10 protein-coding genes are annotated in these 13,091 nt (G+C 73.4%); 7 read left to right on the top strand and 3 right to left on the bottom strand.

The window, feature by feature from the left end; all coding sequences use genetic code 11:
- Positions 1-2 precede the first annotated feature (2 nt).
- Positions 3-2,396 carry a helix-turn-helix transcriptional regulator gene (locus OQ02_RS25605; RefSeq protein WP_051772805.1) on the top strand — a complete coding sequence of 798 codons (2,394 nt, stop codon included), beginning with the start codon at positions 3-5 and terminating at the stop codon, positions 2,394-2,396.
- Here the strand turns inward: OQ02_RS25605 and OQ02_RS25610 are convergent.
- Together OQ02_RS25610 and OQ02_RS25615 are read right to left on the bottom strand one after the other, a co-directional pair.
- Positions 2,393-2,881, bottom strand: a complete 489-nt coding sequence (locus tag OQ02_RS25610) for a DUF2165 domain-containing protein (RefSeq protein WP_231500224.1) — start codon at positions 2,879-2,881, stop codon at positions 2,393-2,395. The two genes, OQ02_RS25605 and OQ02_RS25610, sit on opposite strands and share 4 nt — an antisense overlap.
- Before the next feature lie 60 nt (positions 2,882-2,941).
- The gene (locus OQ02_RS25615; protein WP_033441136.1) at positions 2,942-7,000 is read right to left on the bottom strand and encodes a WD40 repeat domain-containing protein; all 4,059 of its coding nucleotides are present in this window, start codon (positions 6,998-7,000) and stop codon (positions 2,942-2,944) included.
- Between the two features lie 293 nt (positions 7,001-7,293).
- On the opposite strand from OQ02_RS25615, the gene OQ02_RS25620 reads away from it, so the two are divergent.
- From OQ02_RS25620 to OQ02_RS25630, 3 genes are all read left to right on the top strand, one after another.
- On the top strand, positions 7,294-7,506 hold the full coding sequence (locus tag OQ02_RS25620; RefSeq protein ID WP_033441137.1) for a hypothetical protein: 213 nt from the start codon (positions 7,294-7,296) through the stop codon (positions 7,504-7,506).
- Positions 7,507-7,921: 415 nt separating this feature from the next.
- Positions 7,922-9,379, top strand: a complete 1,458-nt coding sequence (locus OQ02_RS25625; RefSeq protein WP_033441138.1) for a DNA-3-methyladenine glycosylase 2 — start codon at positions 7,922-7,924, stop codon at positions 9,377-9,379.
- Positions 9,380-9,408: 29 nt separating this feature from the next.
- Positions 9,409-9,903 carry a methylated-DNA--[protein]-cysteine S-methyltransferase gene (locus OQ02_RS25630; protein WP_033441139.1) on the top strand — a complete coding sequence of 165 codons (495 nt, stop codon included), beginning with the start codon at positions 9,409-9,411 and terminating at the stop codon, positions 9,901-9,903.
- 129 nt (positions 9,904-10,032) lie between these two features.
- Here OQ02_RS25630 and OQ02_RS25635 read toward each other — a convergent pair whose 3' ends face one another.
- Positions 10,033-10,737 (bottom strand): DUF2306 domain-containing protein, encoded by a 705-nt coding sequence (locus OQ02_RS25635; protein WP_051772806.1) that lies wholly within the window; start codon positions 10,735-10,737, stop codon positions 10,033-10,035.
- A gap of 147 nt (positions 10,738-10,884) precedes the next feature.
- On the opposite strand from OQ02_RS25635, the gene OQ02_RS25640 reads away from it, so the two are divergent.
- Genes OQ02_RS25640 through OQ02_RS25650 form a run of 3 tightly spaced genes read left to right on the top strand, consistent with a single transcriptional unit; the run spans position 10,885 to position 12,994 of the window.
- Positions 10,885-11,469 carry an ArsR/SmtB family transcription factor gene (locus OQ02_RS25640; RefSeq protein WP_197043489.1) on the top strand — a complete coding sequence of 195 codons (585 nt, stop codon included), beginning with the start codon at positions 10,885-10,887 and terminating at the stop codon, positions 11,467-11,469.
- 2 nt (positions 11,470-11,471) lie between these two features.
- Positions 11,472-12,185 (top strand): SRPBCC family protein, encoded by a 714-nt coding sequence (locus OQ02_RS25645; protein ID WP_033441140.1) that lies wholly within the window; start codon positions 11,472-11,474, stop codon positions 12,183-12,185.
- A complete protein-coding gene (locus OQ02_RS25650; RefSeq protein ID WP_033441141.1) occupies positions 12,182-12,994 on the top strand; it encodes an alpha/beta fold hydrolase in 813 nt (270 codons plus the stop codon). The genes OQ02_RS25645 and OQ02_RS25650 overlap by 4 nt, the downstream gene beginning before the upstream one ends.
- Positions 12,995-13,091: the final 97 nt, after the last annotated feature.

Consider the following 13,091-nt stretch of genomic DNA (forward strand, 5'->3'; position numbering starts at 1 on the left):
GCATGACCGCGCGCCCCGTGTTGTCCCGACAGGTCTCGCAGGTCCTGGAGGTCGTCGCGGCCGGGTCCGCCGTGCGACTCGGGATCGTCGCGCCCGGCGGGTACGGGAAGACGACCGTGCTGCGGGAGGTCGAGCGGGCGTTCGAGGACGCCGGCACGCCCGCCACCGTCGTGGACGACGCCCACCTGCTGCCGGACGCCGAGCTGCTGGCCCTGCGCGCACGGGTCGAACGCGGCGACGAGAGCGTGGTGGTCGCCTACCGGCCCTGGCCGCGGTCGCGGGCGCTGGCGGCGCTGGCCGAGTCGCTCGGCCGGTCGCGGCCGTCGCTGATGCTCGAACCGCTGACCCGCGAGCAGGTGCGGGCGGTGCTGCCCGCGTCCGCTCGGGGGCTGGTGGACTTCGTGCACCAGCAGACCGGCGGCGTGCCGCGGTTCGTGCGGCGGCTGGCGGGGCTGACCGCCGCGGAGGTGCCGGCGGAGGTGGTGGCGTCGTTCCGGGTCGACCTGGACTGGCTGGACCCCGACGTGCAGAAGTACCTGCTGGCCGCCGAAGCCGGTGCGGCGCTGCGGCTCGACCTGCTCGGCGGGCTGCTCGGCGGTGACGCGGACGCGGTCGGCGACGTGATCGAGGCGGGCCGGGCCACCGGGCTGGTGTCGGCGGACGGGACGCTGCCGCCGATCGCGCGCACGGCGGTGGCCGCGTTGAGCCGGACGGACCGGCGGATCGCGGTGCGGCAGCGGCTGGCCGAGCTGCAACTGCGGTCCGGTGGTCCGGTGCTGGAACTGGTGCGGCCGTTGGTCGGCCTGGGCGGGACGGGCGTCGGAGCCGGCGGTCAGGCGGGCGTCGCCGGGCCGGAGCTGGCGGCGGCGTTCCGGGCGGCGGCCGACGAGGCGCTGGCCACCGACCCGGCGCTGGCGGAACGGCTGCTGGCGGCCATCGGCACGCCGAGCGCCGAAGTGGCCGTGCGGCGGGCGACGGCGGCGGCGATGGCGGGCGACCTCGACGCGGCGATGAGGCTGGCGGACCAGGTCATCTCCAGCGGTGACACGGCGCATCGCGGCACGGCCGCCGAGGTGGCCGCGATCGCGTTGGCGCACCGGGGGCAGCTGGCGCGCGGCACCGAGCTGCACAGGTGGTCGCCGAGCTCCACGTCGGCGGCGTTCGCGGTGATCGGTCAGGTCGGCACCGGGCGGCTGCCCGAGGCGCCGTTGCCGGTCGCGCCGCCGACCATGCTCGACGGCGGTGCTGCCCTGATGGCGCAAGGGGTGGTGGAGTCGGTCACGTCGTCCGCCACCACCTCACTGTCCACTTTGGTCCGCGCGGCCGGGTTGCTGGAGCCCGCGGGCAAGGCCGTGCTGCTGCCGGACACGCCCGCCGCGCTGGCCGCGCTGGTGGCGTTGCACAGCGGTGAGCCGGGTGTCGCCGAGTCCGTGCTGGACCGGGCGGTGGCGACGTCGTCGGGCGGCGCGCTGATGGCCGTGCGGCACCGGCTGCTGCGGGGCTGGATCGCGATGCAGCGGGGCAACCTCGCGCAGGCGCGGGAGACGTTGGTGGCGCTGCGGAAGGCAGGGAGGCCGCTGGAGCCGCGCGACTGGCTGTTCGCGGTGGCGCTGGAGATCGGCATCGCCCGGCGCAACAGCGACCTGGCCACGTTGAAGCGCACGTGGGAGCAGGCGTGCGAGGCGGTGCTGCGGCACCCCGTCGACCTGTTCACGTTCCTGCCGCTGGGCGAGTTCGCCACCGCCGCCGCACGGCTGCGCGACCAGCACCGGTTGGCGCCGCACCTGCTCGTGGCGCGGGACCTGCTGCGCGACCTGGGCGATCCGAGCCTGTGGGCCGTGCCGCTGCACTGGAGCGCGCTGCACGCAGCGATCATCGCCGAGGAGACGTCGGTCGCCGAGGAGCACGCGGCCTCGCTGGCCGCGTGCCGGGACCGGAGCCGGTACGCCGGGATCGTGTCGGTCGCGGCGGAGAGCTGGCTGGACGTGCTGGCGGGCAAGGTGGACGCCGACCAGGTGGAGGACGCCGCCCGCGGGCTGCACGCCGTCGGCCAGTGGTGGGACGCCGCCCGCCTGGCCGGTCAAGCCGCGATACGGACGTCGGACCGGCAGGCGATGGTGCGGTTGCTGGACTGCGCGCGGCTGCTCCAGGGACGGACGACGGGCGTGGCGCGCAAGCAGCCCGAGCCGGTGGCGGAGACCGACGCCGGGAAGCTCAGCGACCGCGAGCGCGAGGTGGCCGAGCTGGTCGTCGGCGGGCTCACGTACAAGCAGGTCGGCGACCGGCTGTTCATCTCGGCGAAGACGGTCGAGCACCACATGGCCCGGATCCGGCAGCGGCTGGGCTGCGGCAGCCGGGCGGAGCTGCTGGACCAGCTCCGCCAGATCGTCGGCTAGTCCGGCACCACTTCGCGTGACCTGCTCGCGTGCAGCAGGACGAGCCCCAGCGCGGCGACCACGAAGTTCTGGAACGCGGCGGACAGCCCGTTCCAGTCCTTCGACTGCCACATCACGAACCACTCGCCGCCGATCGCGATGAACCCGCCCCCGAACAGCAGCACCTGCATCACCCAGCCGGTGGACGACAGCCGCCGCGCGGTCTCCTCCCGGCCGCGCAGCCAGGCGACCAGCCCGGCCACCAACACCAGCGCGGTGACCGCTTCCCACGCGATGATCATCACGTAGGCGATGGTCACGAGCGTCGGGTTGGTGATCGCGCGCCACGTCGTGTTGGGCGACCCGAACGTCGTGTCCATCGCGAACACGTGTTGGACGAACGCGTGGTTGGTCGGGTAGTCGGTGATGTTCCCGAACGCCACGAGACCCATGTAGAGCGCGGTGATGCCGGTCAGTGCCGTGATCGCCGCCTGCGGGCTCCCCACCCTGGCAAGTAAACGCATGATCTGTAGAACCTAGTCACGATCGGGTGGTTGTCCATCGGTTCACGGGCACGGGGGTTCGTAGTCCAGCTGCGGCAGGTGCTCGTGCCACCGCTCCTCCGGCAGCACACCCTTGGTCCTGGCGCAGATCCGCTCGATCGCGTGCTGGAGGTCGAGGTTCCACACCCGCACCGTGCTGTCGGAGCTGGTGGACGCCAGGACCTGGCCGTCCGGGCCGAACACGAGGTCCCGCAGCCCGCCGTCGTGCCCGGTCAGCACCTGCCCGAGCGGCGCGGCGCGGTGCAGGTCGTGCACGTCCCACAGCCGGATGGCGCGGTCCTCGCCGCCGCTGGCCAGCGTCTGCCCGTCCGGGCTGAACGCCACCGCCACCGCGCCCTCGACGTGACCGGTGAGCGGCGCGCCGATCGGCTTGACCCGGCTCGGCGAGGTCAGGTCCCACAGCCGGATCGTCCGGTCGTCGCCCGCGGTGGCGAGGGTGCGGCCGTCGGGGCTGACGTCGCCCGCCCGGACCGCCGCGGTGTGCCCGGTCAGCGGGTGCCCGAGCGGCTGGGCGGTGGCCGGGTCCGCGACGTCCCACAGCCGCACGGTCTGGTCCGCGCCCGCCGTGATCAGCGTCTTCCCGTCGGGCGTGAACCCGGCGTAGTGCACGTACTCGCCGTGCCCGACGAGCGGGCGCCCGAGCGGCTCCGGGTGCTCGCGGTCCCTGATGTCCCACAGCTGGACGGACTCGTCGTCGTGCCCGGTGACCAGCACCTCGCCGTCCGGCCGGAACGCCACCGGCGAGCTGTACCGGGTGCCCACGGCGATCGGCTCGCCCAGCGGACGGGGGTGGTCCGGGTCGGTGAAGTCCCACAGCCGCACCGACTTGTCGCTCACGGTGGCCAGCGTCCGGCCGTCGTCGCTCAACGCGAGCGACCAGACGCCCTCGCCGTGCGAGAACGAGGCGGACGACCTGGGCGCGTTCGGGTCGGTCAGGTCCCACGTCCGGATCGAGTGGTCCTCGCTGGCCGACACCAGCCGGTGGTCGTCGGGCGTGAAGCGGGGGCCGATGGTGCGGCCCGAGTGCCCGACGAGCACCCCGCGCGGCAGCGACCACAGCCGGACGACGGCGTCGTGGCTGCCGGTGGCCAGGGTGGCGCCGTCGGGGCTGAACGACACCGCGTAGACGATGCCGTTGCGCCCGGCCAGCGGCTTGCCGAGCGGCACGGCGTGCGCGGGGTCGGTGACGTTCCACACCCGGGTGGTGCCGTCCGCGCCGGACGTCGCCAGCACCCGGCCGTCCGGGCTGAACGCCACCGACCACACGCCCTCGGTGTGGTCGGTCAGCGGCCGGCCGAGCGGCCGGGGCAGGGCCGGGTCGGCGAGGTCGAACAGCCGCACGTGGTGGTCCTCGCTGCCGGTGGCCAGCACCCGGCCGTCCGGGCTGAACGCCAGCGAGCGGACCGTGTTGTCGAACCCGGTGATCGGCTCGCCCAGCGGCTTCGGGTCGTGCCGGTCCCGCACGTCGAACACCGCGACGGTCCGGTCGTCGCCGCCGGTCGCGAGCAGCGTGCCGTCGTGGTTGAACGCCACCGACCGCACCTGCCCGGTGTGCCGGCCGAGCGGTTCGCCCAGCCGCTCCGGCGCGGACGGGTCGGACACGTCCCACAGGCGGGCCGTGCTGTCGCCGTTGGCGGTGACCAGCGTCCGGGAGTCCGGCGTGAACGCGAGCAGGTAGATCGTGCCGTTGTCGCCGTTCAGCGGCTCACCGAGGGAACGCGGGCGCGCCGGGTCGGCGACGTCCCACAGGCGCACCGTCTTGTCGTCGCCCGCGGTGGCCAGCGTCCGGCCGTCCGGGCTGAACACCGCGGACGTCACCCAGCCGGTGTGACCGGCCAGCGGCGAGCCGAGCGCCTTCGGGTCGTCCGGGTCGCGCAGGTCCCACAGCCGGACGGTCTGGTCGAAGCTGGCGCTGGCCAGGGTCTTGCCGTCGGGTGAGAACGACGTCAGGTACACCGGCCCGGTGTGCCCGGCCAGCGGCATCGCCAGCGGCGACGTCTGGGTGGACAGCAGCCGGGTGCGCACGTCGCGGTCGTCGGGCCGCATCCGGTGCGCCACCAGGGCCAGCTGCGCGGACAGCGACGGGTCGGCCTCCTTCAGCCGGTCCGCCTCGGCCACGACCTGCCGGAACACCGCGTCGTCGCGCTGGCGGACCGCCAGCACCGCGGCGGTGGCGGCGATCAGCGCGAGCACGACCACGCACGCCACCGCCGCGCGTCTGCCCCAGGCGGCCCGCCGGCGGGACTGCATCGACACGGCGAGGAAGTCCTGCGCGGTGCCGGTGAGGCCTTGCGGACCGGCCGCGTCCGCCCAGTGCCGCGCCGTCTCCAGCCGGGCGCCCCGGTAGAGCAGCGACGAGTCCCGGTCCTGGCCCGCCCACGTCGCCGCGTCCTCCTCCAGCCGCTGCCGCAGCAGCTGGCCCTCCCGGTCCTGGTCGATCCAGCTGCGCAGCCGCGGCCACGCCTGGAGCAGCGCCTCGTGGGTGATCTCCACCGAGCCGGCGTCGAGCGTCACCAGCCGGGCGCGGGCCAGCACCTCCAGCGCCGCCTCGCCCGCGGCCTGGTTCGAGGCCTGGTCGACGAGCTCGTGCCGGGTGGACCGGCGGCGGGTGTCCTGCGTGTCCTCGCCGACGCGCACCAGGCGCAGCAGCAACGGCCGCGCGGCCTGCTGGGCGTCCGGCGCGAGGTCGGCCCACGCCCGTTCGGCGGTCGCCGCGACCGCGCCCTGGATGCCGCCCGCCGAGCGGTAGCCCGCGATGGTCAGCTTGCCCGCCTGCCGGCGTTGCCAGGTGGCCAGCAGGGCGTGTGAGAGCAGCGGCAACGCGCCCGCGTCGTACGCGCCCTGACCGGCTCTCGCCTGCGCGCGCCCGCTGCGCACGCCCAGGTCGCGCAGCATCAGCTCGATCAGCCCCGGTTCCAGTTGCAGGCCCGCCGCCTTCGCCGGCCGTGACACCGCCTCGCGCAGCTCGGCCGACGTCATCGGCCCGAGCACCATCTGCCGGTCCTGCAACGCGTCCGCCAGCTCCGGGAACGCGAGGCAGCGGCCGTAGAAGTCGGCGCGCACGCCCACCAGCACCACCGCGGGCGGCGTTCCGCCGGGTACGGCCGGCGTGCAGGCCACGTGCAGCGCCTGCACGAACACCTGCACCCGGTTCTCGTCCGAGGACAGCGTGAACGCCTCCTCGAACTGGTCGACCACGACCACCACCCGGTCGCCGCCGTGCCGCTCAGCGTGTGCCGCGAACGCCGCCCGGATCTGCGCGGCGAACCGCAGCACGCCCATCAGCGTCTGCCCGAGGAACGTGTCGGGACCGTGCCCGGACGCCACCAGGTCCTGGTCCATCCCGTCCAGGCTGAGCGCCATGTCCATGATTTCGGCCAATTCCGGCACCTGCCGGACCAATTCGCGCACCGGGTCCGCGCCGGGCGTGATGACGACCGAAGGCCATTTCGTGGAACCGGGCAGCGCCAGCGCGCCGTCCCGAATGGACGGAATGACGCCCGCGCGCACCAATGACGATTTCCCGGCGCCGGAAGCACCGACCAGCATCACGATTCCGCCGGTTTCCGCGGCACTTCCCAACCGGGACACCAAAGCGGCGGTGCTGCGTTCCCGGCCGAAGAACCAACCGGAATCCTCCGGCTGGAACGCGGCCAGTCCCCGGTACGGGCACACGCCGATGCCGTCGGAACTCGGCGGGTCCTCGTCCTCGCCCGCAGACGCCGGGCTGGCCAGCGCCTCCTCCCACAGCGCGCGCCACGCGTCCAGGTCGTACAAACCGGCTGCGGGCGGCTGCGGGCGGGTCTTGCGGGCCTCGCCGATGAGGACTTCCAGCACTACGGAGAGTGCCGAGAACCGGGCCGGCACGTTGCGCCCGCGGCGCCAGTCGCTGACCCGTTGAGCCGTCGCCCGGACGGGCCGGCCGCGCTCGTCCGTGCGCCGGGCACGGCCGACCGACTCGGTCACCTTTTTCAGCGGCGGGTCGCCCGCTTCCGCGTAGAGCAACGCGAACCGCTCCGCGAACACGATGCGGGGACCCGACCCCTGACCGGAACCAGCCATCCGCGGCGTGCCTCCTCAGGTCCGGTGTTCCGGACCGGAAAACCGGATGTGAACGCGTGAACAGGTCGTTTGCCGACCGGTGCAGCTCTGGGCAGTCCACCCTAACGACTTGCACTGCCAAGCTGGCCAGGACGTTCCGGTGACGTCGTCAAGTTGTGCGAAGGGACCGGTCAAAGTGGTTTCGCAGACAACTACCGCGAGTGGCAGAGCGTTCTCCGCTGAGGAGTCCTGGGGGTCTTCTCAGCGCTGTGCGCCGAACCGGCCCGGTCGGTGGAACGGTGCGGCGACCTGCCATGCCGACCGGGGTTGACGGTGAGTGGGCCGGCCGCGCGCCGGTCACGGCCCGTGAGGACCGGGGCTTCCCCGGTGAAGCACGGGTCTGCCGGATCCTCCGGACGGTGCTGGACGCGCACCAGCGGGACCGGTCCGAGGTGAGGCTGGACCTGCTGGCCCGGATCGCCGGCCCGCCGGTCGTGCCGGTCTTCGACTCCCGGTGCTTCGACTGAGACCCGTCGCCCTTCCCCTCGGGTAGTGCCGCACATCGCGGTGTGGCATTACCGGAGTCGGCACTATCGCCGCAGCCACGGACTATCGAGGCAGCCACTATCCGGCCGGCCACTTCCGGGTCCGCGACTTTCGGGTAGGCCACTGTCGGGTACGTCACTATCGCGCCAGGCGTTATCGGGTCAGTGTTTTCGGGCCGGTCACTCCCAGGGCGGGCACTGCCGGGTCAGCCGCCGGCAAGGCGGGCACGGCACGTCCGAGACCGGCACAGCCGAGGCCAGGACTGCCTGGATCGGGACCGTCGGGAACAGCGCTGTTGGGATCGGGACTGTCGGGATCAGGCCTGCCGATGCCGCGTTTTCCTCCCTGTCGCATTTCCGCCGGCCACCGGTCGGTCGGGTGACCGATGCTGGTGCCGTGCACGAAGACGCGGAACGCTGTGTCCGGGCCGTCAAGTCCAAGGACGCCCGGTTCGACGGGTGGTTCTTCACCGCCGTCCTGACCACCCGGATCTACTGCCGGCCGAGTTGTCCGGTCGCGCCGCCCAAGGTGGAGAACATGCGGTTCTACCCGAGCGCGGCGGCGGCCCAACAAGCCGGGTTCCGGGCGTGCAAGCGGTGCCGTCCCGACGCGTCACCCGGATCGCCGCTGTGGAACCACCGCGCGGACTCGGTGGCGAAGGCCATGCGGCTGATCGCGGACGGCGTGGTGGACCGCGACGGCGTGCCCGGCCTGGCCGTCCGGCTCGGGTACAGCGTCCGGCAGGTCGAACGGCTGCTGCTCGCCGAACTGGGCGCCGGACCGTTGGCGTTGGCCAGGGCGCAGCGCGCGCAGACGGCGCGGCTGCTCATCGAGACCACGTCTTTGCCGATGGTCGAGGTCGCGTCGGCGGCCGGGTTCGCCAGCGTCCGGGCGTTCAACGAGACGGTGCGCGAGGTGTTCGGGCTGTCGCCGACCGACCTGCGCACCCGTCGACGGCCCGCGCCGGACACCCCCGGCGTGCTGTCGCTGAGGCTGCCGTTCCGCGCGCCGCTGCGCCCGGACAACCTCTTCGGCCACCTCGCGGCGACCGGCGTGCCGGGGGTGGAGGAGTGGCGTGACGGCGCCTACCGGCGGACCCTGCGGCTGCCGCACGGGCACGCGGTGGTGTCGCTGAGCCCGCAGGCCGACCACGTGGCGTGCCGGCTGGCGTTGAGCGACCTGCGGGACCTGTCGATCGCCATCGCCCGGTGCCGTCGCCTGCTCGACCTCGACGCCGACCCGGTCGCGGTGGACGACGAACTGCGGTCGGACCCGCTGCTCGCGCCCGTGGTGGACGCGGCACCGGGACGGCGCGTGCCCGGCACGGTGGACGCCGCCGAGTTCGCGGTGCGCGCGGTGCTCGGGCAGCAGGTGTCGACGGCCGCCGCCCGCACCCACGCCGGTCGGCTGGTGGCGGCGGTGGGCGAGGAGGTCGAGGACGTCGGCCTCACCCACCTGTTCCCGACGCCGTCCGCGCTGGCCTCCCTCGACCCGGCGCTGCTGGCCATGCCGCAGTCCCGCAAGATCGCGTTCCGCGCGCTGGTGGAGGCGTTGGACGGCGGTTCGCTCGACCTGGGGGTCGGCGCGGACTGGGCGAAGGCGCGGGCGGACCTGACGGCGTTGCCCGGTTTCGGGCCGTGGACGGTGGAGGTGATCGCGATGCGGGCGCTGGGCGACCCCGACGCGTTCATCCCCACCGACCTCGGCATCCGGATCGCCTCCCGCACCCTCGGCCTGCCCGACACCCCCGCCGCCCTGGTGCGGCGTGCCCAGCGGTGGCGCCCCTGGCGGGCGTACGCCGTCCAGTACCTCTGGGCCACCGGTGACCACGCGGTCAACCGGCTGCCCGCCTGAAAGGAACCCCCTGTGATCGGAAACCGCAGATGAGCCACACCACGGTGGACAGCCCCGTCGGACCGCTGACGCTGGTCGCGCGCGGCGGCGTGCTGTGCGGGCTGTACATGACCGAGCAGCGGCACCGGCCGGCCGACGACACGTTCGGCCCCGAGGACCCGTCGCCCTTCGAGGACGTGACCAAGCAGCTCGCCGAGTACTTCGACGGCGCGCGGACGTCGTTCGACCTGCCGCTGGAGCTGGTCGGTACGCCGTTCCAGCGGACCGTGTGGGAGGCGCTGCGCGAGATCCCCCACGGCGAGACCGTGTCGTACGGGGAGCTCGCGCAGCGGCTCGGCCGGCCCTCGGCGGCGCGCGCGGTCGGGCTGGCCAACGGTCGCAACCCGATCGGGATCATCGTGCCGTGCCACCGGGTGGTGGGGTCGAGCGGCAGCCTCACCGGGTACGGCGGCGGGTTGGAGCGCAAGCGGCAGCTGCTCGACTTCGAGCAGGGAGCACACCCCGACCAGCTGCCGTTCGGCTGAGGTCGGACCTGGAGCAGCTGCCGATCGGCCGAGGTTGGACCCCGACCGGTTGTGGTTCGGCCGAGGTCAGACCCGGAGCAGCTGCCGTTCGGCCAGGGTCGAACCTCGACCGATCCCGCTCCGCTGAGGTCAGACGCCGACCGGCTGACGTTCGGCCGAGGTCGTGCGGGGGCGGCGCTTGCGGGCGTCGCCCCGTTCCAGCCACCACTCGGCGGCCAGCAGCGGGAGCACCCACCCGAACCACGCGGCGAAGCCGGCGATCGCCTGCGTCAGGGCGACCTGGCTGCCGCCGAACGTGGTGTCGAGCTGCGGGGAGAGCGTGATCGTCGCGACCGCGCCCCAGATCCGGTTGCTCATGATCGACGCGGTGAGCGCGAAGCTCCGGATCATCCACCGCCGGTGGTCGACGAACCGCCGCTGCCGGGCCATCCGGAAGCCCACCACGGTGAACGCCAGCCACAGCGTGCCCATCAGCACCGTGCCGGTCGCGTTGAGCGGCCCGAACGGCGAGACCGACCCGATGGCCAGCGCGAGCACCCCGCCCGGCAGCACGCCGCCGAGCACGTAGACCCGCCCGATCCGCCGGTGCGCCACCGGGTACCGCTGCCGGAACCAGGGCCAGACCTGGAGCACGCAGGTCAGGATGGCGACCGACCCGAAGATCACGTGCGCGACCAGCGCCGGGAAGTACCACGCGTAGTCGCCGGGCTGCGGGACCCGCGAGTCGGCCGGGTCCAGCGTCAGGTACGGCGGCAGCGAGAAGGCCACGAACGCCACCACCACGAACGCGAACGGCGCCACCCAAGGGCGCCGGTACCACTTCGTCTTCCCCATGGACCGCACTCTCCGCGCCCCCGCTGACGGACCGCGCACCGATCGCGCACCGCCCCTCGCGCCGCCGCCCCCCGAGCCGCCCTAGTCCTCGCCACCGACAAATCGAGTTGTCTTGACAAGAAGAGTTGTCGGTGCGACAGTTCTCCCATGCTTGACGTGGCAGTGATCGAGGACCCGGCGATCGCCGAGGTCTCGCTGGACCCGGTGCGGGCGAGGTTGCTGGCCGAACTGGCCGAGCCGAACTCGGCGACCACGCTGGCGGCGAAGCTGGGCCTGCCCCGGCAGAAGGTCAACTACCACCTGCGCACCCTGGAGCAGCACGGTCTGGTCGAGCTGGCCGAGGAGCGCCGGAAGGGCAACATGACCGAACGCGTCATGCGGGCCACCGCCGCGTCCTACGTCATTTCGCCCGTCGCGCTGGCCGCCGTCCAACCGGACCCGGAGCGCGCGCCCGACCGCCTGTCGGCCCGGTGGCTCCTCGCCGTCGCCGCCCGTCTGGTCCAGGACGTCGGCAAGCTCATCACCGGCGCGACCAGGGCGGGCAAGAAGGTGGCCACGTTCGCGCTCGACGGCGAGGTCCGCTTCGCCACGGCGGCCGACCGCGCGGCCTTCGCCGAGGAGCTGACCGCCGCCGTCACCACCCTGGTCGCCAAGTACCACGACGAATCCGCACCCGGCGGACGGGCGCACCGCGTCGTCGTCGCCGTCCACCCCAGCATCCCGAAGGAGTGAAAATGGGGCACGAGTTCGAAGGCGTCAACGAGGTCGAGCTGACCGGCGTGACGCCCGAGCAGGTCTGGGAGGCCATCGCCACCGGCCCCGGCCTCGACTCCTGGTTCATGGGCGCCAACGAGGTCGACCCCGGCGCCGCCGTCCGGCAGGTCTGCTTCGGCGGCTACGAGCCGACCCACCGGATCACCGGCTGGGAACCGGGCAAGCGCCTCGCGTACGGCGGCGACAAGGCGCCCGACGGCCGGTTCATCGCCTACGAGTTCCTGATCGAGGGCCGGGACCGGGGCAGCACGGTCGTCCGGATGGTCGCCAACGGCTTCCTGCCCGGTGACGACTGGCAGGACGAGTTCGAGGCCATGACGGCGGGCGGCGAGATGTTCTGGCAGACCCTCGTCACCTACCTCCGCCACTTCGCCGGCCGCACCGCCCGGCCCGTCACCGTCGTCGGTCCGTCCATTGAGGACTGGCCCGCGATGTGGACGGCGCTGGGCCGCAAGCTCGGCCTCGACGCCGCGCCGAAGACCGGCGACCGCGTCGACCTGGACGGCGGCGTCGTCTACTTCGCCAACTCGCAGACCGTCGGCATCCGCACGGAGAAAGCGATGTACCGCTTCTTCCAAGGACTTCCCGGCGCCCTGATCTCCATGCACCACGTGTTCACCGACGACCACCGCGACGAGCGGACCTGGTCGACCTGGATGGGAGACCTGTCATGACCACCACGGCTGTCGAAGGGCGGGCCGTTTCCCAGGACGGCACCACGATCGCCTACACGCGCATCGGTTCCGGACCGGCGCTGGTCGTCGTGGACGGCGCGCTGTGCTACCGCGAGTTCGGTCCGGCCAAGGCGTTGGCCGAGGCGTTGTCCGCGCACTTCACCGTCTACACGTACGACCGGCGCGGCCGTGGCGACAGCGGCGCGGGCACCGCGTACGAGGTCGGGCGCGAGGTCGAGGACATCGCCGCGCTGATCGAGGCCGCGGGCGGGTCGGCGCACCTGTTCGGCATGTCCTCCGGCGGCACGCTGGTCGCCGAGGCGGCGCACCGGGGCGCGACGTCCGGGCGGATCGCGATCTACGAGTCGCCGATGATCGTCGACGGCACGCGCCCCCCGATGGACCCCGACCTCCCGGCACGGGTGGAACGAGCGGTCGCCGAAGGACGTGCGGGCGACGCGGTGAAGATGTTCATGCGTTACGTCGGCACGCCGGGCTTCTTCGTCCTGGCGCTCAGGTTCACGCCGATGTGGAAGAAGCTGAAGGGTGTCGCGCACACGCTGCCGAACGACTTCTCGGTGGTCGGCGAGTTCCAGCGCGGCACGCCGCCGGCGGCCGACCGGTGGGCCGGTGCCGACGTGCCCGCGCTGGTGATCGCCGGCGGCAAGAGCCCGGACTACCTGCGCAACGCGCAGCGGCACCTGGCGGACGCCCTGCCGCAGGCCGAGCTGACCGTCCTGCCCGGCCAGACCCACATCGTCAAGTCGGACGTGACGGCACCGGTGCTGGTCGAGTTCTTCCAGCGCTGAGGGCAGCGCGGAACCCGGTGGTGGGCGAGGGTCCTCGTCCACCACCGCAGTGTCCACACCGGACTCCGAACCCGCTCGCCCCCCGCGGCGCGCGAGC

This window comes from Saccharothrix sp. NRRL B-16314, assembly GCF_000716595.1.
Classification (GTDB): Bacteria; Actinomycetota; Actinomycetes; order Mycobacteriales; family Pseudonocardiaceae; genus Actinosynnema.